Here is a 20030-nt window from a genome sequence, read left to right as displayed (position 1 = left end):
ATACAGATGAAAGTTACTGTCAACAGAAAAGCACATTTTAATGCTGCGCACCGATTGTTTAACAAGAATTGGAGCGACGAACAAAATTTTGAAGTTTTCGGAAAATGTTCTTATCCAAACTATCACGGGCATAATTACGAAATTATTGTGGCGGTGAAAGGCGAAGTTGATCCAGAAACTGGTTTTGTGATGAATTTGGACGAATTACGAAAAATTATTGCGATTGAAGTTGAAGATTATTTGGATCATAAAAATCTGAATGTTGATATTGAAGAATTTAAAACTATCAATCCAACTGCCGAAAATATTGTGATTTTGATTTGGAATAAAATTAGAGCAAAATTAGCGACCGATTTAGAATTGAAAGTAACCTTATACGAAACTCCACGTAATTTTGTAGAATACGCAGGCGAATGAAATTAGGCGATCACATTCCAACCTTTTCGTTGGAGGATAACAAAGGAAATTGGTTTAATTCGGACGAATTTTTATACAAAAAATATTTTGTTTTATTCTTTTATCCGATGGATTTTACGCCAATGTGTACAAAAGAAGTATGTCAATTTCGTGATGTAAATGCAGATTTCAATGCTTTAGACGCTGTGATTGTCGGAATAAATGGACAATCAACTTCTTCTCACGAGAAGTTTTATACAAAACATCAATTAAACTTTCCGTTGCTTTCTGATAAAGGAGCAAAGTTGTCGAAGTTGTTGGGAATCAAAAAGAAATTTGGCTTAATCACACCGCGAGAAACTTTTGTATTCAATAAACAAGGAAAATTAATTAAACACATTGTTTCAAATGTAGCCGAAACGCACATTGAAGAAGCAATGCAAGCAATAAAAAAAGACCAAGGAAATTAGTTTTCTTGGTCTTTTTGTTTGTATAACATTTTTCTTATGACAACTCGATAAATAAAAAAGATAACCGTTCCAATTGCCGAATAAACCAACATTGTTTGCACATCGCTTTTATCGAACAAATATTTTAGTCCAAATAACACGAAAAAGAAAATGATACTATAAATGATATTTTGTTTCATGTGGTAAAAGTAGGAATTAATTTATTTGTTATAAAGATTCTATGAATCATTCTGAATTTGTTTCAGAGTTTCATTTTAAAACTTCACCTCACCAACCTTAATTAATTTCTTAGAAGTTGCCAATTGATTTGGATTTGTTCCTGGTTCGTCTTGCGGAACTTTTTTTCCTTTTTTACGATAGAAATCTATCCAAAAATCATCAATAATTCCAGTTTCTTTGTTTTTGAAATTCATGGGAATCAATTCAAAAATAGTATCATCACGAAAAGCTCTTTCCACAAAATCTGAACAATATAATTCGTCATCATTCAAAATGTATAACCAATTATAAGGTTTTCCGAGCATTGTTTTAGCTTTTTCAATTGCATGAGGAATTGTATATTGATATTCATTTTTGAGACGATAAATGACAATTTTATTATTCTTTTCGGTTTGAGAAATGTAAAAATGATGAATTTCCTCTCGTTGCGATCCGCCCATTGGAGCAGCATGTAGAACAAAAATAGAATCATCAGTTTTTTCGATTAAACCAACATGATCAAAATTGGTTTCGTCATTTATTTTTGTCACTCTATTTATCGCGCCCGAAAGTTCTTCTGTTTGCGCACCAACAAAAATCAAATCTCCATTTTGGATATTTTGTAATGAAATTGAATGTTTTTCTTTTAATATTTTTGCTTTTGTACAACTATTCATTGTCAATGTAAATAGAAGTAAAAAGATAGGAAATAAAACGAATATTTTTTTCATTCGGAATGAATTATTACTTTTAATCTACGAATTAACCAAAAAGATGGATTTTAAAAAAATTTTGACCATATCAATTGTCGTTTTATTGATTTTAGTTGGTGCTGCAATTATTATTGGAAGCAACAAAGATCGACGCGTTTTCTTTATTGAGAGCTTTAATAAACCAATTGAAAATGTTATTAATTCTCGTTTGGATACAGATTATTCGTACGAAATTGTAAAAGTAAAAGGTAAAACAAACGATACCATTTTGATTATTCCTTGCGAAGGTTGTCAACCATTGAAATTATCAGGAAAAATAAACGAAAAGTTTATGAACAAATTTGGTAAAGGAAAATCGGTTATGCGTTTCGAGCCGTATAAAGCGACGGAAGGGAATTTAAAAATTATTCATAAAATTAGATAATCTTCTATTAAAGAAATTTTCCTAACAATTAATTCCTTATTTTTGGGAGAATTATAAACTTATCAAAGCAAACAAACAATGAAAGTAACTGCATTAAACCAAAAGCACAAAGATTTAGGTGCGAAAATGGTTCCTTTTGCTGGATATGAAATGCCAGTGCAATACGCAGGTGTTAACCAAGAACATTTTGCTGTTCGAGAAAAAGTTGGCGTTTTTGATGTTTCTCACATGGGACAATTTTTTGTAAAAGGAGAAAAAGCAACAGACTTATTACAACACTTATTGACGAATGATGTAACGAAAGTTACTATTGGTCAAGCTCAATATAATGCAATGCCAAACGAAAAAGGAGGAATTGTAGATGATTTAATCATTTATAAAATCTCTGATGATGAGTGGATGGCAGTTGTAAATGCATCTAACATCGATAAAGATTGGGAATGGATGAACAAACACAATACGTTTGGTGCAGAATTAACAAACAAATCTGATGAGATGTCTTTGTTAGCAATCCAAGGACCAAAAGCAATTGAAGCGATGCAAGCATTGACAGATGTTAATTTAGCTGAAATTCCGTTCTATCATTTCGCAATTGGTACGTTTGCAGGTATGGAAAATGTGATTATTTCTGCAACTGGTTATACTGGTTCAGGAGGTTTCGAGATTTATTTCGCGAATGAGCAAGCAAACGAAATGTGGGACAAAGTAATGGAAGCTGGAAAATCTTTCGATATTGAGCCTTGCGGTTTAGCTTCTCGTGATACGTTGCGTTTAGAGAAAGGTTACTGTTTATACGGAAATGATATCAACGATGACACAACTCCATTAGAAGCTGGTCTTGCTTGGGTAACGAAATTGGATACAAACTTTATTTCTTCTGATATTTTGAAAGCTCAAAAAGAAGCTGGAGTTGAGAAGAAATTAGTTGGTTTCAAAATGATCGAAAGAGGAATTCCTCGCCACGATTATAAAGTTGTAGATGACAACGAGAATACAATCGGTATTGTGACTTCAGGAACGCAGTCTCCAATGTTGAAACAAGGAATTGGTTTAGCATATGTTCATACAGATTTTGCTAAAGTTGGAACAACAATTAGAATTCAAATTCGTGATAAAAATGTATTAGCAGAAGTTGTAAAAACTCCTTTTGTTTAAAACAATATAAAGTCAAAATACAAAAAAGCTTTCGAGGATTTCGAAAGCTTTTTTTATGAATTCATATTAATTGATACATTTATTGATGTCTTTTTTAGATAAAATTAATAAAATAGATTATTAACTACGAATATTATAAAATTGTTAATATTTCTTAAAAAAAACATAACTTAGATTTGCTTAAATATGATATATGTTATATTTTTGAGATAATAATATTACTGATCAGTAATACAATTAACACTAATTATGATTTTAAGACCTCTATTAGAGGTCTTTTTTATTTTTTAAAACTTTTGAGAATCAGCACTTGGTCCATAACTCGAAGGTAAATCTATTCCAAGTAAGCGATAAAAAACTCCCAATTGAGCGCGGTGATGTGTAATTTGATTTAAAGCATGACGAATTGCTTCATATTTTGTAAAATCTGCAAAAACAGTTTCTCCTTCTGTAACTTGCCATCTTTTTGATAAATGATCTTCGTTCACATTCTCTAACGCCGCTTTTCCTAATTCATAATCATCATCCAATTTTTGTTGTAAATCTTGCACAGAAGTAAAACTTGTCGGTTTATAATCTCCTGTAGCAAAATCTAATTTATTTGTAGTTAATATTAATGCTGGCCACGCAAATATTTCGACGATATGATTCGTCAACATTGTAATGTCCATACTTTTTTCGTGAGGTTTGTATGTCGTTTTATCCTCAGGAAATCTTGCAATAAATTCTTTGGTAATTTTATACTCGTTTTGCAATTCATTTGCTAATAATTCTACTATTTTCATGTTGTTTTGATTTGTAGTTAAAAGGTACAAATTTTTGAAATAATTCATAAAAAAAACTGCTTTACTAAATTGTAAAGCAGTTTATATTTTTAGATATCGTCTGTGTATAAATCAATAATTGGACGAGGCTTTTTTCGCTTGATTTGAGTTAGCCAATAGACAAAAATTCCTATTCCATTTCCAAAAATAATAATTGTAATCCAGACCAAACGATCATCACTTTTTATCAAATTTGGATTCTTTAAAGCGTGTACAATAAAGTATACAAAAGAAATCACGCCAGTGAAAAAACTCATCAATACCAAGAAGATAAAAATGATAAGATTTCCTAATAACGCACTCAATAACGATTTAGAACTTCCTAAATGTCCTAGCTGCGCATCGAGCGTGCTAAACATCGAATAAAAAATACCAAAATAACTTAACAAGCCAAGTACAAATAAAGTGATAGGAACAATTGCCAAAGTGGCTTGTAGCTTTGGATTGTTCAAAAGAGACGTTAAATCTCTGTCAATTAGTAGATTTTTCATCATTCGAAAAATAATCTTTTATTTTTTTTGCTTTAGATTTCCCTATACAATCGGTTAATTCTAACAAAGATGCATTTTTTATTCGTTCGACCGATTTAAATTTTGTTAATAATTCTTTAATTGTTTGCGGACCGATACCTTCTATTTCTTCCAAAACCGAATTATAAGCGTTTTTACTTCGACGATTTCGGTGACGTGTAATTCCAAATCGATGCGATTCATCTCGCACATGTTGAAGCACTTTCAAGGTTTCAGAATTTTTGTCCAAATATAACGGATAAGGATCATCTGGATAATAAATTTCTTCTAAACGCTTCGCAATTCCAATCACCGAAACTTTTCCGCGCAATCCCAAACGATCAATCGATTTTAGAGCCGAACTTAATTGCCCTTTTCCACCATCAATCAAAATTAATTGAGGCAAAGATTCTCCTTCTGCCAAAACTCTCGAATATCGTCTTTCAATCACTTCTTCCATCGTTGCAAAATCGTTCGGTCCTTCTACGGTTTTAACATTGAAAATGCGATAATCTTTCTTACTTGGTTTTCCATTTTTGAATACCACACAAGCCGAAACAGGATTCGTTCCTTGAATGTTAGAGTTATCAAAACCTTCGATATGTCGAGGTTCTGCGGGTAAACGCAAATCAACTTTCATCTGATTCATGATACGATTTGTATGACGATCAGGATCGACGATTTTGGTTTGTTTAAGCTGTTCTAAACGATAAATTCGTGTATTTTTTAGCGATAAATCTACAATATGTTTTTTATCGCCAATTTTTGGAACTGTAATTTTTCTGAACGGAATTTCTAAACTCAATTCGAACGGGACATAAATTTCTTTCGAAGTTAAATTAAATCGATCCGAAAAATCAATAATTGCACGTTCCAATAAATCTTCGTCTGTTTCATCCAATTTCTTTTTCCATTCTTCTGTATGCGACTGTATAATTGCCCCGTGATAAATTTTCATGAAATTGACATAGGCATATTCTTCGTCCGACGTAATCGAAAAAACATCAACATTGGTAATCGTAGGCGAAACAATTGTAGAACGAGATTGATAATTTTGTAACGCTTCGATTTTTTCTTTAATTATTTGCGCTTTTTCAAACTTCAAATCCGATGCATATTTTGTCATTTGGTTAACCAAATATTGCTTTGCTTCGTTAAATTCTCCTTTGATAATATTACGAATTGCCGAAATTTGCTCGTTGTATTCTTCTTCTGTTTGATAAGCTTCACAAGGTCCAAGACAATTACCAATATGGTATTCCAAGCAAACTTTGAATTTATGATTTTCGATATTTTTCTCACTCAAATCATACGAACACGTTCTTAGTTGATACAATTCTTTGATCAAACCTAACAAAACTTTCATCGCTTTTCCGTTAGAATATGGCCCAAAATATTCCGAACCATCTTTGATAACATTTCGAGTCGAAAAAATACGTGGAAACCGTTCATTTTTGATGCAAATCCAAGGATATGTTTTGTCATCTCTTAATAGGATATTGTATCGTGGTTGATGCTCTTTAATCAAATTATTTTCCAACAACAACGCGTCATATTCAGAATTTACGTTGATGGTTTCGATGTTATCGATATTACTCACCAAAACACGCAAACGTTTCGAATCGTGTTGTTTATTGAAATACGAATTCACGCGACGTTTCAAGTTTTTCGCTTTACCAATGTATAACAAATCTCCTCTTTTGTTATAATACTGATAAACACCAGGCGTTTCGGGTAAACTCGCTAATTTTAATTTTACATTTTCATTCATCAAAATACCTCTACAACATTTATTTTTTGCTGCTCATCATCAATATAAATCAAGATTTTTGTCTGAATATTATAACCTAAATTTCTAAAAAAATCGGCATATCTATTCACTTGAAAATGATGATCTAAATCGGGTTGACCAGTTTTATAATCGATAATCGAACAATTATTTTCTGCATCAATTACTACACGATCTGCTCTGAAAATTTGTCCATTTTCATCAATAAAATCGCGTTCATTCAAAACCGTTAAACCTTCAGCAAAATATGGAACTAATTTAGCATCTTGTAATAAATTTTGCAAGGTTTTTTGCAGATGTTCTACATTTTCGACTGAAATTGTACCACGCTGTTTTTCACTTTCGATGATTTTTGGTAAATCATTTTGTGTAACAATTTGCGATAAAATGTTATGAACTGTATTTCCAAATTCGGTGAATTTTAACTTTTCTTGCGCTTTTTCTGAATTGGTGTTAATCACTAAACGCGTATTCCAATCCGAAGAATAAATTTTTAACTCAGCTGAAGAGTTTTCTATGATTTTAGGAGTTGAAATTCGTTCTGGAGAACCTTTCAAAATAACTTCATCCTCAGAAAAACCTTTACTGAAAACAAATTCGTGCAAGTAGTTTGCAATATTTTTTGATTTCGAAGATTCTTTTGGTTTTAGCGCAACTATATACAATTGCTCTTTTGCACGCGTTGTTGCAACATAAAGTGTATTAATTTCATCCAATTGAACCAAATTCTCTTCTTCGTCAATCTTCGATTTTATCGCCTCATTTTTGATTGATTTTAATTCATTATTAATTCCAACATAAAATGTTTCAAACGGATTTTCTTCATCTTTTTGTAATGGAATCCAAATTTTAGAATTCTTACTTTGCCAATCTAAAAACGGCAAAATTACAACTGGAAATTCCAAGCCTTTTGATTTGTGAATCGTCATAATCTGAATCGCATCGACACCTTTTGGCGTTTTGATACTCGCTTTATCTTTGATTGTCGACCAAAACTCAAGAAATGAATTCAGATCTGATTCATTTTTCGATGAATACTCTAAAATAACATCCAAAAAACTTAAAATATAAGCGGGCGAACGCTCTTGTAAATGTAAAGTTCGAATCGCTTTTTCTGTAAAATCATACAACGAAAGGTTTTGATCTTGAATAAAATCTAAATCTATCCCAACTGATTTGGTTAATTTTAAAAACTTTGGCAAATCTCCTTTTAAAGCTTTTTCAACTGTGATTGTTAAATCATCCGTTTTGAATAATTCTAATTCATAAGCCACCATCAAAAAACGAATTTTTGATTGCTCGTCTTGAGGATTTGAGGTGATTTTGAACAAATATTCAATCAATTGAATTTCGAATGAATTTTTTAACAACAAAGCTTCATTAGAAATCACAACCAAATTATTTTCGGTCAAATATTTCGCTAACAAAATCCCTTGCGCGTTACTACGAACCAAAATCGCAATATCATTTAAAGAGAAACCTTTTGTTCGACAATCTTCAATTGTTTTAAGAACTAATTCTAAATTTTGTTCTTTAAATAAATCTTTCGAACGACCTTCTTGCTCAATGAAATTTATTTTGACAAAACCATCTTTTTGATGATTAGTTAATTGTTTATTTCCTATTTCGTACAAATATTGAAAACTCGGCAAATTGAGTTGTGGCGCGATAAAAGAATACAATTCATTGTTAAATTGAATAATATTCTCGTGGCTTCTCCAGTTTTTTTCTAACTCCTCAACTTTTATATTTTCTTCCTCTTTTCGATCAATTAAATCAATCATTTGTGCAGGATTTCCTCCTCGCCAACGATAAATAGACTGTTTTGCATCGCCAACCAACATAATTGTGTCAGATTGCGCGCGCGCATTTTCGACCAACGGATTCAGATTATTCCATTGTAACGTCGATGTATCCTGAAATTCATCAATAAAATAATGATTGTAACGCGAACCAATTCGCTCATAAATAAAATTGGCTGGCTGTTGTTGCAAATTTTTACTGATAATGGTGTTAAATTCATTAATCAACAAAACATTTGAGTCTTTTTTGATTGAATCCAATGATTTTTCAACTTCATTAATCAACGAAATTGATGAAATGTTTTTCTGAATTGAGGTTAACAAAAGTAAGTGATCATTGATGTTCGCAGCTTTTTCAAACAAATCTTTCACTTGAGGAAAAATAGATTCAGCAGTTGCATCTTTCACTTTCGAAAGGTAACCTTCTTCCAAAATATCTTTTGTATTCGCATCGGTTGGTAAAATCAAACCAAAACCATCAAAGTTTTTTAATTTCTGGAAAAAAGCAGCAATTCCTCGACTTTTTCCTGGTAATTCATTTACCGAAATTCCATTGTTTGCAAGCAATTCGAAAAACTCATTTCCAATTGTAATCAAGCCATCTTTCAAAGTTTTTATGTCATCAAAAATAACTTTTCGATAACGAATAAATTCGTCTAACGAAATGTTTTTTAATTTTTCTAAATCTTGTAAATGACGATCATTAGAAATGTCCGAAGTGTCTGAAGAAAGCGTTTTTCGAATATCCCACGATTTATTTTCGTCCATATTATCCAACGCAATTTTGATCATTGTTTGCGTTAGTTTTTCGTCTTCACCAATTTTTGAATACAACAAATCAACCGATTCATTAATGATTTCATTCGTATTCATTTCAACATCGAAATTCATCGATAAACCCAAATCTTGCGCAAAAGATTTCATCAATCGAAGATTAAATTTATCAATTGTGGAAATCGAAAATTTGGAATAATTATGAAGAATCGCAATCAGAATATTGTATGCTTTTGTCTTAATGATTTCAGGCTTCAAATTCAGTTCCGAAGCTAATTCTAGAATATATTGATCTTCTTTTGGATTAGGATTTTTAGCAATTTCTTCTAAAGTTTCGATGATACGTTCCTTCATTTCGCCCGCCGCTTTATTGGTAAACGTAATGGCTAAAATATGTTCGAAATGATAATCGCTTTCATTGGTTAATAACAACGAAAGAAATTCCTTTACGAGAGTATAGGTTTTACCAGCACCCGCAGATGCATTATAAATTTTGAAATCGCCTGATTGTAACAAATTCTGAATTTTTAGGAAAGTTAAACATTCTCTTCAAAATTAAGAAATCAGAATGCCAAAACATGACGTACAAAAAAAGGAAACTCGTGCGAGTTTCCTTTTTTGAATATGTTATAAAAGAATGATTAGAATGAATATCCTAAACCAACTGAAAATACAGAATTTTTTATATCTCCACCGTTTTCATCAGAGATATTTGAAAGTCCAAAATTGTAACGAGCTCCTGCATTAAGACCATTTGAAAACTCATATCCTAATCCAATGTTTAATCCAAAATCTGTAGATTTCAAGTAATCTTTCATGTCTTGATCAGTGTCTATTTTTTGTCCTAAAGCTGTTGTTTTAACGTTAGCTTTTGCATTAACTAAGAAACCAACTTGAGGTCCAGCTTCAATATTAAAATTTTGAGTTGGATAGAATTTGATCATTAATGGAACATTAATATAATCTAATTTATATTTCACGTCTGCATTAACATTTCCAATTTCTTGATTAACATAAATTTGTCCTGACTCTTTAGCTCCTTGAGCTGAATATAACAATTCAGGTTGAAACGCAAATTTCTCAGCAAATTTTATATTAGCATAACCTCCAATATGAAAACCTACTTTTGCATCAGCATTTTGGTTATCTCCAGATAAATTTGATACATTAAGACCTGCTTTAGCTCCAAATTTAGTTTGAGCATTTGTATTAATAGCGAAAGCTAATAATGGAATAAAAAATAAACATTTTTTCATATAAGTAAAATTTTAAAGTTTGAGTAAAGATATAACAATAATGTAAAAAAGGTACTAATTTTTATTCTTTTTACGCTCTCCTTTTTGTAGTATTTCGATTTCTTTTATTTGCTTTTTAGTATTTTGCTCATCAAGCTTCAACTCTGTTCGCTTTTTATCTAATTGTTTAGATAATGATTCATTAGATTCCGTAAATTTATATTCTACTGAATATCCATTCTTTGGAAGAATCGTAATATTGACATCATCACTATTTATATTATTAACTTTTAAACTTGTAATTGTTTTAGGAGATTTGGATAAATCAAATTCACCATTTTTATTATTTGTAATATAAACCTTATCAATTTCAGAACTAATAATTTTGTGCTCAACGCCATTTTTGTCCGTGTAAATTGAATAACCATTTTTCAACGTAATATTATTTTTTACCGTTGGCATTTTAGCCGTTGTTACTTTTTTATCAATATTGGGAATACCTTTTTCTGAATTGAAAATTTTGATGATGCTTGAATCTTTTTTGATAACTTCAATAAAATCTTCACCTCCGCTTTTTCTTACAAAAACTTTTTCGATATCTTTTGGATCAATTTTTTGCAAAATTTTTCCGTCCGTTCCATATAAAATCGTTGGAGTCAACTCTTTTTTCAAGACAATATCTTTTATTTTGATAGAATCATTCAGAATAATATCTCCAGCATCATTCAAGATAATTTTATTTTGCGGATTACTTTTTAGAATCGTTTTTAATTCATCTTTCGTAATCACTTTTTCTATTGGTGTAGCCGTTTTGACCTGATTAGTTTTGAGAAGCGAATCTCTTAAAGTTGTTGCTTGATCAAGAAGAATTTCAGCTTGCGATTGAACAGGTTTTTCCAAAGCTTGTTCTACTTTTTGAGCTTTTTTCTCAACTTCTTGCGCAAACGATTTTTGGCTAAAAAGTACAAAAGCACTCAATATAAAAGGCAACGAAGCAAAAGAAAGAATTTTCACTTTTCGTTTTGATGTATTTTTTGTCATCATAAGTAGACGTTTTTTGGTAAGAATAAAATTGAAATTACTCGCCATCATCGATGGATTTTGCGTTGCAATACAATCCAAAATTTGATGTTGATACGTTTTTAAATCTGAGTTTCTTTTCAATACATACTCATCTGCCAAAAACTCGTGATTTAGTTTGATTGATTTTTTATAGAAATAAATAAACGGATTGAACCAAAAAAGAATTTGAAAAATTTCAATCAACAAAATATCCAAACTATGTTTCTGAATACAATGCGCTTTTTCGTGATCAATTAAATTTTGATGTAAACTTTTCAGTTGCTTTTTCGGAATAAAAATATATTTCCAAAAACTATACGGTTGATTCGAATCTAAATCAAGAATATATGTAATTTCTTGATCTTTGATTTTTTCTTCAGTCTTAATTTTGAACATCAATTCGTACAAATTATAGATAAATCTTACAAGAAAAATTACACCAATCAAAATGTAAATAATATTCAAAATATCACCAAAATTGATTCCTTTTTCTTGTTGCAACAATTCAGGATTTTGCATCAGAAAAGCTAAAAGTTCGGGCGAAATATTCGTTTCTGTTGCTGTTATAGGCAAATCAATTTTGTACAAAGGCGCGATTAACGAAAATATCAACGAAAACAACAGATAAAATCGATTGATTTTATACATGCTTTCACGTTCCAAAAAAAGTTTATAAAAGGAATATAAAAATCCAGAACAAAGAATAAATTTTATAAAAAACGCAATCATAGGCTATTTCTTTTTACGGTCTATTTCATTATCGATAATGTCACGTAATTTTTCTAATTCTTCGACCGACATATTGTTCGATTTTGCAAAAAATGAAGCAAATTGTGTTGCCGAATTATTAAAGAAGTTCGAAATCATTCCTTTTACTTCTTTCGAAAAATAATCATCTTTTTTCACCAAAGCATAGTATCGACGCGAATTTCCCATTTGTTCGTAATCAATATAACCTTTGTCGTGCATCCTTTTTAATAAAGTAGAAATTGTAGTATTCGCAGGTTTTGGATCATCATAAGAATCGATAATATCTTTCGCAAAAACCTGTTTTCCGCTCCAAATAACTTCCATCACTTCCTCTTCTCTTCTTGATAATTTAACTTTCATATCTACAACTATATTTTTATTACTACAAATATAGAATATAATTTAACATGACAAAGTTATTTTATAATTATTTAACGATAAAGCATAAAAAAAGGAGCAAAAAGCTCCTTTCTATATTTTTGATTTGAAATAAATTACATTTCAGCCAATTTGTACGCTACACCTACACTAAAATATGTGTTTGTTGTACTTTTTGCAGCAGGATTATGATTGATATCTGTTAATCCTTTTGTGATACGAGCATTAATTTCTAATTCGTCAGTTACTTTATATCCAGCACCTAAATTTAATCCAAAATCAAATGTTTTGAAATTATCAGTAATTGTTGTTTTAGTTTTAGAATTATTTAATTCATATTTGTTTTGTGCAGAAACTAAAAACCCTAATTGAGGACCAAACTCAACATTTAAACCTTCCATAATTTCGTAACGTCCCATTAAAGGAATATTAATATTATGTGTTACAATTTTGTTATCGCTTCCGTCGTGAGTTTTGATTCCTGCTCCTTGTTTAGAGTATAAAACCTCTGGTTGAAAACTGAATTGATCTGTTACTTTGTAGTTTGCATAACCACCAACATAAAAATCAGTTCTGAATTTAGAACTTTCGGTTCCAGATAAAGTTGGGAAGTTAAGACCTCCTTTTACTCCTAAATCAATTTGCGCGTTTGCTGCACTTAATCCACCAAAAAGTGCTATTCCTAAGATTAGTTTTTTCATTTTTTTTTATTACTTAAGTCTGAGTTATATATTTAATTCAAAAGTAAAGTTTTATCCATACAAAAGATTGATTTAAATCTTTAAAAATCAATAATGCTTTTTTGACTCACAATTTCTGTGCCTTTTTTGTTAAAAATTGATAAAATTTTAAGATTTACAAAATATCATTTAAATATTCTAAAATAATTTTAGTCGCATTTGGTGAATTTTGAACAAAATCTCCAGCTTTTTTTCCACTTTCTTTTCGGAAATTTTCATCATTAATCAAACGATTCATACTTGTATCAAATTCATGTTGATTCGCAATAGAAAATCCTCCGCCAATTTCAATCAAATCCACAGCTTCCTGAAATTTCTTGTATTTAGGACCAAAAACCACAGGATTTCCAAATGTTACCGCTTCCAACGTGTTATGAATCCCTGCACCAAAACCTCCGCCAATATAGGTAATATCTGCATAAGAATAGACTTTTGATAAAATACCAATTGTGTTGAGAATAAATATTTTCGAATCGATTAAATCTTGTTGCGAAGTTTTTTCTAAATCTGAAAATTTAACAGCTTTTTGATTGATTTTACTCAGAAAAGAATTAATTTCAGTATCATTCAAATTATGTGGCGCAAAAACAATTTTCCAATTATTATTTAATTTTTGGTTGATTAAATTCACAAATAATTCTTCATCTTTTGGCCAAGAACTTCCAACCACAATTAATTTCGAATTTTGTTTAAAATCATTCATAAAATCCAATTGATTATCTTGATGAATGATTTGTTTGACACGATCAAATCGCGTATCGCCTGCAATTGTATTTTGAGTGATATTGATTGAATCTAATAAATCTTTTGACTTTTGATTTTGAACAAAGAAATGATTGATTAAACTTAATTTTTTAGCAAACCAATTTTTTCCATTTTTCTTGAAAAAGTTTTGACTTTCTCTAAAAATAGATGAAACTACAATTGTAGGAATGTTTTGCTGATGTAATTCGGTAATCAAATTGAACCAATATTCGTATTTCACTAAAATCAAAATCTCTGGATGAAGTACTTTTATCAACTTTTCTGCATTCGATTTTGTATCCGAAGGCAAATAAAAAATAACATCTGCACCTTGATAATTCTTTCTAATTTCATAACCAGAAGGAGAGAAAAATGAAACAGCAATTTTATGTGTTGGATAGTTTTCTTTCAATGCTTCGATAACAGGTCTACCTTGCTCAAACTCGCCTAAAGATGAACAATGTATCCACAAAACTTTGTCGGTTTTAGAAATTTTAGAAGCTATTTTTTCTTCCCAATTTTTTCTTCCATCTACCCAAAGTTTTGCTTTTTCGTTAAAATTCGAAGCCAATTTTAGCGCCATTCCGTACGCCTTAATTGATGTGTTATAAAATCCTTGCACAATGTTGCAAAGTTAAAAATTTAGAATGAGCTTTTTTTGTACATTTGTTGTAATAATAACGACTTTTTAAAGTTGTAGATTTTGAAAGATTCATTAAGTTATGAAAAAAATACAAATGGTTGACTTACAAAGTCAATATCAAAAAATAAAAGGAGACGTTGATGCAGCAATTTTGAATGTTTTGGATTCGGCTGCTTTTATTAATGGACCAGAAGTAAAACAATTCGAAACTGAATTGCAAGATTACTTAAATGTAAAACACGTAATTCCTTGTGGGAACGGAACTGATGCGTTGCAAATTGCTTTGATGGCCTTAGGTTTAGAGCCAGGTGATGAAGTAATTACGGCAGATTTTACATTTGCTGCAACAGTAGAGGTTGTTGATTTATTGAAATTAAATTCGATTTTAGTTGACGTTGATTATGATACTTTTACAATTGATACAGAAAAATTAAAAGCGGCAATCACGCCAAAAACAAAAGCAATTATTCCAGTTCATTTATTTGGTCAATGTGCGAATATGGACGAGATTATGGCAATTGCAAAAGAACATAACTTATATGTTGTAGAAGATACTGCACAAGCTATTGGAGCGGATTACAAAGGTCGAAAAGCTGGAACAATTGGTCACATTGGTTGTACATCTTTCTTTCCTTCAAAAAACTTAGGTTGTTATGGTGATGGTGGAGCAATTTTTACAAATGATGATGATATTGCACATCGTTTACGTGGAATTGTAAATCACGGAATGTACAAACGTTACTACCACGATGAAGTTGGTGTTAACTCTCGTTTGGATTCTGTTCAAGCAGCAGTTTTACGTCGTAAATTACCTTTCTTAAATGATTATAACGCTGCTCGTAGCAAAGCTGCGGCTTATTATACAGAAGCTTTTAAAGATATTGATGCATTATTAACGCCTGTAAAAGGAGAAGACACAACTCACGTATTCCATCAATATACGTTACGTGTAACAAATGGTAAACGTAATGAATTACAAGCTTTCTTGACTGAAAAAGAAATTCCTGCGATGATTTATTATCCTGTTCCATTACGCAAACAAAAAGCGTATGATAACGGGCATTATAATGATGCAGATTTTCCAAATACAAACAAATTGGTAGAAGAAGTAATGTCTTTACCAATGCACACAGAGTTAGATGAGGAGCAATTGGCTTACATCACTTCTGTTGTTCGCGAATTTTTTGGAAAATAATTTATCCTAAAAATAATACGAAAAAGCTTCTGATTAGTTTCAGAAGCTTTTTTATTTTCCTAAATTTGATTTCACTATAAAAACTAAATATTAAAAATGAGTAAAATATTAGTAACTGGAGGTTTGGGTTATATTGGCTCGCACACAGTTGTAGCTTTACAAAATGCAGGTTATGAAGTTGTGATCATAGACGATTTATCGAACACAGAAATTGGTGTGTTGGATAAAATTACTTCTATTACAGGAACAAAACCAACTTATTTCGAGATTGATTTAAAAGATCAAGAAAAAGTAAACGAATTTTTCAAAACAAATAAAATAGATGGAATTATCAACTTCGCAGCGCATAAAGCAGTTGGAGAATCTGTTGAAAAACCGTTGATGTATTATCGAAATAATCTTTTAGGTTTAATTAATCTTTTGGATGCAATGAAAGATTTTGATGCTAATAATATTATTTTCAGTTCGTCTTGTACAGTTTACGGACAAGCGGATAAAATGCCTATTGATGAGCAAACTCCACTAAAAAAACCTGAATCTCCTTATGGAAAAACGAAACAAATGGGGGAAGAAATTTTAGAAGATTTCTCAGCAGCATTTGATAAAAATGTGATTTGTTTACGTTATTTCAATCCCGTAGGTGCACACCCAACAGCTAAAATTGGAGAATTACCAAAAGGAATTCCAAATAATCTAATTCCTTATGTTACACAAACTGCGGCTGGAATCAGAGAAACATTATCAGTTTGGGGAGATGATTATCCAACGCGTGATGGAACGGCAATTCGTGATTATATCGATGTAAATGATTTGGCTGATGCACACGTAAAAGCCGTAACTCGTTTGATCGAAAATAAAAATAAAGCAAAGCTAGAATTCTTTAATCTTGGAACTGGAACAGGATCTACGGTTTTAGAAGTTGTTCACGCATTTGAGGATGCCAATGATTTGAAATTGAAATACGAAATCAAAGAGCGTCGCGCAGGAGATATTATCGAAGCTTATGCAAATAACTCTTTAGCAGAAAAAGAATTGGGTTGGAAACCTGAAACAAAATTATCAGAAAGTATGCGTACAGCTTGGGAATGGCAAAAAAGTTTAGAAAAATAAAAGATGATTCAATTACCAACAGCGGGTTTATTAGTTATTAAAAATAATAAACTGCTTTTGACATTTAGCAAAAATAAAAAAGCGTGGTATTTACCAGGTGGAAAAATTGATAAAGGTGAAAATTCTGACACAGCTTTGGTAAGAGAAATAAAAGAAGAATTGAGTTTGGATTTAGTAAGAGAAGAGCTCAATTTTTATTGTCATATTACAGCTGAAGCATATGGAGAACAGAATCTTTTGATGGAACAAGATTGTTTTCTGTACGATTTGAACGAAGAAATAAAACCATCAAATGAAATTGAAGCTTACAACTATTTTACTTTTGAAGAATATTTACAAGAAGAAATTCAAGTAATTGGTGTAATTAAAGTTTTTGAAAAATTGACAGAAGATCATTTATTGAACTAAAATAATTTCAAAAATAGAAGGCAATCCGTAATCGAGATTGCCTTTTATTTTTTATTATTTAGTCTTTTTCAAGATGTATTTATCTTTCAAATTTCCTGTAATTTCTTTTCCTTGTTGATCCAAAACTTTCAATCTATTTTCTTCAACTTTCAACACTAATGGACTTACATTAGAATTTAAATGTAAAACATTTCCAGAAGCATCCCATTTATAAAATCCTTCGTCTTGATAAACTGTTTCTTTTCCTAAATATTCTTGTTCAATAAAAAAGTTACCATCTTTTTTCAATTCAACAATATATTTTATTCCCTCACAATCGGCGCAAGGTAAAATTCCTTCATATTTCCCAGCCCAATCCAACGAATTCATAGAATTGTGTTCTTTTTTTACAACTTCTGTAATTTCTTTAGAAGAATCTGTATTTTTTTGTTCTTGTTGAACACCTTTTGATTGACAAGAGAATATAATGAAAGATGCGAAAATACTCGCGAAAATAGATTTTTTCATAAATTAATTTTATGATATTTTTAACAACAAATTTGATACCAAATTACGACTATATTTTTCTAACTTTCAACTAAAATTTTATAAAATGTTTCGCTCAAAAAAAAATACAAACACCTCTTGGAGAAATGCTTGCAATAAAGTCGGAAAAAGGACTTTGTATGTTAGAGTTTTTTGATGGAAAATCGACCGAAAAACAACTCAAAGAAATAGAAAACTTGGGTGAAATTTTGGAAAAAGATGATGATATTTTGAATCGTCTAGAAAATGAATTGAACGATTATTTTAAAGGAAATTTAAAAGAATTTACCATTCCACTTGATTTGATTGGAACAGATTTCCAGAAAAAAGTTTGGAACGAATTAATCAAAATTCCATTTGGAGAAACAAGATCATACAAAGAACAATCGATAGCTGTTGGAGATTTATTAGCGATAAGAGCAGTTGCAAATGCAAACGGAAAAAACAAAATTGCAATCGTAGTGCCTTGTCATCGCGTAATTGGCTCAGATGGTTCGTTAACTGGATATGCAGGCGGAAAGAAACGTAAACAATTTTTGTTGGAATTAGAATCGCAACAATTAAACTTATTTTAATATGAAAGACAGCTTAATTACTTTCTTTCATATTGATTTAATAATTTTACTTTTTTAATAAAATGTATTTATCTGCTAATGGACCTTTGATATCTTCACCTTCTTGAGATAGGATAATTAGTTTATTTTCACCTACTTTATAAAAATGTCGATTTTTATCTTTTGTATCTAAATACAAAGAATTATTATCAGCAGTCCATTGGAAATGACCTTCATCTATTAATTTTTGGTTCCCTTTCATATATTCAGAAACTACTTTTATAGTTTCATCTTTATTTAAAGTTACAGTTGTTTTAATTCCAGGACAATCAGCACATGGTAAAATTCCATCATAAGTTCCTACCCAATCAATAGAAGTTTTCGCATTAGGCGTATCAATAATATTTGTATCTGATGAGTTTATTGGTTCTTTTTGAATAGTTGAATCTTTATGATCAGTTGTTGCTTCTTCAGTTTTTATAAGATCTTTATCTGTCTTTGTTTCGCAACTATAAATTATTGAGCTAAAAATAAGTGTTAGGATAATTGAGTTTTTCATTTGTTATTGATTTTAACTGATTAAAATCCAAATAATATTCCAAAAAATGTTAAAAACTATATTTTTATTTCATTTATTTAGGATGTAATAGCTTTCGAAAAAACTTTGTAAATTAGCCAATCAGAAAAGTAATGTATGAGTGTTGAGCTATTACCAGATGGAAGAGTAAAAAAACCTGAATGGTTGCGTGTAAAATTGCCTACGGGAAAAAAACATCGCGAATTAAGAGGTTTAGTTGATAAATATAAATTGAACACCATTTGCCAAAGTGGAAGTTGTCCTAATATGGGCGAATGTTGGGGTGAAGGAACTGCGACATTTATGATTTTGGGAAATGTGTGTACGCGTTCATGCGGTTTTTGTGGTGTAAAAACTGGTCGTCCAGAGCAAGTTGATTGGGCAGAACCAGAAAAAGTAGCGCGTTCTATCAAATTAATGCAAATAAAACATGCGGTTTTAACTTCTGTTGACCGTGATGATTTAAAAGATATGGGTTCTATTATTTGGGCAGAAACAATACACGCTGTTCGTAGAATTAGCCCAGGAACAACGATGGAAACTTTGATTCCAGATTTTCAAGGAATCGAAAAACACATCGATCGTATTGTAGAAGCTGCTCCAGAAGTACTTTCTCATAATATGGAAACGGTTCGTCGTTTAACGCGCGAAGTTCGTATTCAAGCAAAATATGATCGTTCGTTAGAAGTTTTACGTTATGCAAAAGAAGCAGGTCAACGTCGTACAAAGACTGGAATTATGCTTGGTTTAGGTGAGTTTGAAGACGAAGTTTTTGAAACAATTCAGGAAGTTGCTGATGCAAATGTAGATGTTATTACAATTGGTCAATATTTACAACCAACGAAAAAACATTTGCCTTTGAAAGAATTTATCACGCCAGAACAATTCAAAAAATACGAAGATTTCGCTCGTGGATTAGGATTCCGTCATGTAGAATCAGGACCTTTGGTTCGTTCTTCTTATCATGCAGAGAAACATATTTTATAATCAAATTAAATCATAATGTTGAAAAGAGTTACAATTAGTTGTAACTCTTTTTTCATATCAGTATATTT

At 30.7% G+C, this 20030-nt stretch carries 22 protein-coding genes; 9 read left to right on the top strand and 13 right to left on the bottom strand.

The window, feature by feature from the left end; all coding sequences use genetic code 11:
* Nucleotides 1-6: 6 nt before the first annotated feature.
* Both B4E59_RS06380 and B4E59_RS06375 read left to right on the top strand, forming a co-directional pair.
* Nucleotides 7-417 (top strand): 6-pyruvoyl trahydropterin synthase family protein, encoded by a 411-nt coding sequence (locus B4E59_RS06380; RefSeq protein WP_125350508.1) that lies wholly within the window; start codon nucleotides 7-9, stop codon nucleotides 415-417.
* Nucleotides 414-866, top strand: a complete 453-nt coding sequence (locus B4E59_RS06375; protein ID WP_219033681.1) for a peroxiredoxin — start codon at nucleotides 414-416, stop codon at nucleotides 864-866. The genes B4E59_RS06380 and B4E59_RS06375 overlap by 4 nt, the downstream gene beginning before the upstream one ends.
* Here the strand turns inward: B4E59_RS06375 and B4E59_RS06370 are convergent.
* On the bottom strand, nucleotides 863-1045 hold the full coding sequence (locus B4E59_RS06370; protein WP_219033680.1) for a hypothetical protein: 183 nt from the start codon (nucleotides 1043-1045) through the stop codon (nucleotides 863-865). The two genes, B4E59_RS06375 and B4E59_RS06370, sit on opposite strands and share 4 nt — an antisense overlap.
* 75 nt (nucleotides 1046-1120) lie before the next feature.
* Nucleotides 1121-1795, bottom strand: a complete 675-nt coding sequence (locus B4E59_RS06365; RefSeq protein WP_257467987.1) for a YiiX/YebB-like N1pC/P60 family cysteine hydrolase — start codon at nucleotides 1793-1795, stop codon at nucleotides 1121-1123.
* 43 nt (nucleotides 1796-1838) lie between these two features.
* Here B4E59_RS06365 and B4E59_RS06360 point away from each other — a divergent pair, with 43 nt between their 5' ends.
* Together B4E59_RS06360 and gcvT are read left to right on the top strand one after the other, a co-directional pair.
* A complete protein-coding gene (locus B4E59_RS06360; RefSeq protein WP_219033679.1) occupies nucleotides 1839-2201 on the top strand; it encodes a hypothetical protein in 363 nt (120 codons plus the stop codon).
* A 78-nt stretch (nucleotides 2202-2279) separates the two neighbouring features.
* Entirely contained in the window at nucleotides 2280-3356 is a 1077-nt protein-coding gene (gene gcvT / locus B4E59_RS06355) for a glycine cleavage system aminomethyltransferase GcvT (RefSeq protein ID WP_291047111.1), read from the top strand.
* A gap of 287 nt (nucleotides 3357-3643) precedes the next feature.
* Here gcvT and B4E59_RS06350 read toward each other — a convergent pair whose 3' ends face one another.
* The 9 genes from B4E59_RS06350 to B4E59_RS06310 all read right to left on the bottom strand — a co-directional run bounded on the left by B4E59_RS06350 (nucleotide 3644) and on the right by B4E59_RS06310 (nucleotide 14585).
* A complete protein-coding gene (locus B4E59_RS06350; protein WP_291052101.1) occupies nucleotides 3644-4141 on the bottom strand; it encodes a DinB family protein in 498 nt (165 codons plus the stop codon).
* 89 nt (nucleotides 4142-4230) lie between these two features.
* The gene (locus tag B4E59_RS06345) at nucleotides 4231-4671 is read right to left on the bottom strand and encodes a hypothetical protein (protein WP_244957963.1); all 441 of its coding nucleotides are present in this window, start codon (nucleotides 4669-4671) and stop codon (nucleotides 4231-4233) included.
* Nucleotides 4652-6460 (bottom strand): excinuclease ABC subunit UvrC, encoded by a 1809-nt coding sequence (gene uvrC / locus B4E59_RS06340; protein ID WP_291052097.1) that lies wholly within the window; start codon nucleotides 6458-6460, stop codon nucleotides 4652-4654. The genes B4E59_RS06345 and uvrC overlap by 20 nt, the downstream gene beginning before the upstream one ends.
* A complete protein-coding gene (locus B4E59_RS06335; protein ID WP_291052094.1) occupies nucleotides 6460-9570 on the bottom strand; it encodes a UvrD-helicase domain-containing protein in 3111 nt (1036 codons plus the stop codon). Before B4E59_RS06335 ends, uvrC begins: the two co-directional genes overlap by 1 nt.
* A 125-nt stretch (nucleotides 9571-9695) precedes the next feature.
* The gene (locus tag B4E59_RS06330; protein ID WP_291052092.1) at nucleotides 9696-10310 is read right to left on the bottom strand and encodes a porin family protein; all 615 of its coding nucleotides are present in this window, start codon (nucleotides 10308-10310) and stop codon (nucleotides 9696-9698) included.
* A gap of 54 nt (nucleotides 10311-10364) precedes the next feature.
* The gene (locus B4E59_RS06325; protein WP_291052089.1) at nucleotides 10365-11999 is read right to left on the bottom strand and encodes a M56 family metallopeptidase; all 1635 of its coding nucleotides are present in this window, start codon (nucleotides 11997-11999) and stop codon (nucleotides 10365-10367) included.
* Nucleotides 12000-12083: 84 nt separating this feature from the next.
* Nucleotides 12084-12461: a BlaI/MecI/CopY family transcriptional regulator gene (locus B4E59_RS06320; RefSeq protein WP_038331851.1), complete on the bottom strand. Its 378-nt coding sequence runs from the start codon at nucleotides 12459-12461 to the stop codon at nucleotides 12084-12086.
* A gap of 134 nt (nucleotides 12462-12595) precedes the next feature.
* Complete coding sequence (locus B4E59_RS06315; protein WP_291052084.1) at nucleotides 12596-13180, bottom strand: porin family protein; 585 nt, start codon at nucleotides 13178-13180, stop codon at nucleotides 12596-12598.
* A gap of 154 nt (nucleotides 13181-13334) precedes the next feature.
* Nucleotides 13335-14585: a 3-deoxy-D-manno-octulosonic acid transferase gene (locus B4E59_RS06310; RefSeq protein ID WP_291052081.1), complete on the bottom strand. Its 1251-nt coding sequence runs from the start codon at nucleotides 14583-14585 to the stop codon at nucleotides 13335-13337.
* A 100-nt stretch (nucleotides 14586-14685) separates the two neighbouring features.
* Between B4E59_RS06310 and B4E59_RS06305 the strand changes: the two genes are divergently transcribed.
* From B4E59_RS06305 to B4E59_RS06295, 3 genes are all read left to right on the top strand, one after another.
* A complete protein-coding gene (locus B4E59_RS06305; protein WP_291052079.1) occupies nucleotides 14686-15801 on the top strand; it encodes a DegT/DnrJ/EryC1/StrS family aminotransferase in 1116 nt (371 codons plus the stop codon).
* Between the two features lie 96 nt (nucleotides 15802-15897).
* Nucleotides 15898-16911, top strand: coding sequence for a UDP-glucose 4-epimerase GalE (galE, locus tag B4E59_RS06300; protein ID WP_291052076.1), 1014 nt, complete (start codon nucleotides 15898-15900; stop codon nucleotides 16909-16911).
* 3 nt (nucleotides 16912-16914) lie between these two features.
* Nucleotides 16915-17319 (top strand): NUDIX hydrolase, encoded by a 405-nt coding sequence (locus B4E59_RS06295; RefSeq protein ID WP_291052073.1) that lies wholly within the window; start codon nucleotides 16915-16917, stop codon nucleotides 17317-17319.
* Nucleotides 17320-17373: 54 nt separating this feature from the next.
* Here B4E59_RS06295 and B4E59_RS06290 read toward each other — a convergent pair whose 3' ends face one another.
* Nucleotides 17374-17826, bottom strand: coding sequence for a copper resistance protein NlpE (locus B4E59_RS06290; RefSeq protein WP_291052070.1), 453 nt, complete (start codon nucleotides 17824-17826; stop codon nucleotides 17374-17376).
* Nucleotides 17827-17906: 80 nt separating this feature from the next.
* Here B4E59_RS06290 and B4E59_RS06285 point away from each other — a divergent pair, with 80 nt between their 5' ends.
* Nucleotides 17907-18419 (top strand): methylated-DNA--[protein]-cysteine S-methyltransferase, encoded by a 513-nt coding sequence (locus tag B4E59_RS06285; RefSeq protein WP_291052127.1) that lies wholly within the window; start codon nucleotides 17907-17909, stop codon nucleotides 18417-18419.
* Between the two features lie 46 nt (nucleotides 18420-18465).
* Here the strand turns inward: B4E59_RS06285 and B4E59_RS06280 are convergent, their stop codons facing one another.
* Nucleotides 18466-18957, bottom strand: a complete 492-nt coding sequence (locus B4E59_RS06280; protein ID WP_291052067.1) for a copper resistance protein NlpE — start codon at nucleotides 18955-18957, stop codon at nucleotides 18466-18468.
* A gap of 135 nt (nucleotides 18958-19092) precedes the next feature.
* Here B4E59_RS06280 and lipA point away from each other — a divergent pair, with 135 nt between their 5' ends.
* Entirely contained in the window at nucleotides 19093-19962 is an 870-nt protein-coding gene (gene lipA, locus B4E59_RS06275) for a lipoyl synthase (protein ID WP_280050982.1), read from the top strand.
* Nucleotides 19963-20030: the final 68 nt, after the last annotated feature.

Source organism: Empedobacter sp. UBA2044 (genome assembly GCF_002333005.1).
GTDB lineage: Bacteria > Bacteroidota > Bacteroidia > Flavobacteriales > Weeksellaceae > Empedobacter > Empedobacter falsenii_B.
This window is presented reverse-complemented; position numbering and strand designations above follow the sequence as displayed.

Excerpts from the sequence above, each read along its gene's own strand:
- B4E59_RS06380 (WP_125350508.1), top strand. The coding sequence starts at position 7 with ATGAAAGTTACTGTCAACAGAAAAGCACATTTTAATGCTGCGCACCGA.
- B4E59_RS06375 (WP_219033681.1), top strand. The coding sequence starts at position 414 with ATGAAATTAGGCGATCACATTCCAACCTTTTCGTTGGAGGATAACAAA.
- B4E59_RS06370 (WP_219033680.1), bottom strand. The coding sequence starts at position 1,045 with ATGAAACAAAATATCATTTATAGTATCATTTTCTTTTTCGTGTTATTT.
- B4E59_RS06365 (WP_257467987.1), bottom strand. The coding sequence starts at position 1,795 with ATGAAAAAAATATTCGTTTTATTTCCTATCTTTTTACTTCTATTTACA.
- B4E59_RS06360 (WP_219033679.1), top strand. The coding sequence starts at position 1,839 with ATGGATTTTAAAAAAATTTTGACCATATCAATTGTCGTTTTATTGATT.
- gcvT (WP_291047111.1), top strand. The coding sequence starts at position 2,280 with ATGAAAGTAACTGCATTAAACCAAAAGCACAAAGATTTAGGTGCGAAA.
- B4E59_RS06350 (WP_291052101.1), bottom strand. The coding sequence starts at position 4,141 with ATGAAAATAGTAGAATTATTAGCAAATGAATTGCAAAACGAGTATAAA.
- B4E59_RS06345 (WP_244957963.1), bottom strand. The coding sequence starts at position 4,671 with ATGAAAAATCTACTAATTGACAGAGATTTAACGTCTCTTTTGAACAAT.
- uvrC (WP_291052097.1), bottom strand. The coding sequence starts at position 6,460 with ATGAATGAAAATGTAAAATTAAAATTAGCGAGTTTACCCGAAACGCCT.
- B4E59_RS06330 (WP_291052092.1), bottom strand. The coding sequence starts at position 10,310 with ATGAAAAAATGTTTATTTTTTATTCCATTATTAGCTTTCGCTATTAAT.
- B4E59_RS06325 (WP_291052089.1), bottom strand. The coding sequence starts at position 11,999 with ATGTATAAAATCAATCGATTTTATCTGTTGTTTTCGTTGATATTTTCG.
- B4E59_RS06320 (WP_038331851.1), bottom strand. The coding sequence starts at position 12,461 with ATGAAAGTTAAATTATCAAGAAGAGAAGAGGAAGTGATGGAAGTTATT.
- B4E59_RS06315 (WP_291052084.1), bottom strand. The coding sequence starts at position 13,180 with ATGAAAAAACTAATCTTAGGAATAGCACTTTTTGGTGGATTAAGTGCA.
- B4E59_RS06305 (WP_291052079.1), top strand. The coding sequence starts at position 14,686 with ATGAAAAAAATACAAATGGTTGACTTACAAAGTCAATATCAAAAAATA.
- galE (WP_291052076.1), top strand. The coding sequence starts at position 15,898 with ATGAGTAAAATATTAGTAACTGGAGGTTTGGGTTATATTGGCTCGCAC.
- B4E59_RS06295 (WP_291052073.1), top strand. The coding sequence starts at position 16,915 with ATGATTCAATTACCAACAGCGGGTTTATTAGTTATTAAAAATAATAAA.
- B4E59_RS06290 (WP_291052070.1), bottom strand. The coding sequence starts at position 17,826 with ATGAAAAAATCTATTTTCGCGAGTATTTTCGCATCTTTCATTATATTC.
- B4E59_RS06280 (WP_291052067.1), bottom strand. The coding sequence starts at position 18,957 with ATGAAAAACTCAATTATCCTAACACTTATTTTTAGCTCAATAATTTAT.
- lipA (WP_280050982.1), top strand. The coding sequence starts at position 19,093 with ATGAGTGTTGAGCTATTACCAGATGGAAGAGTAAAAAAACCTGAATGG.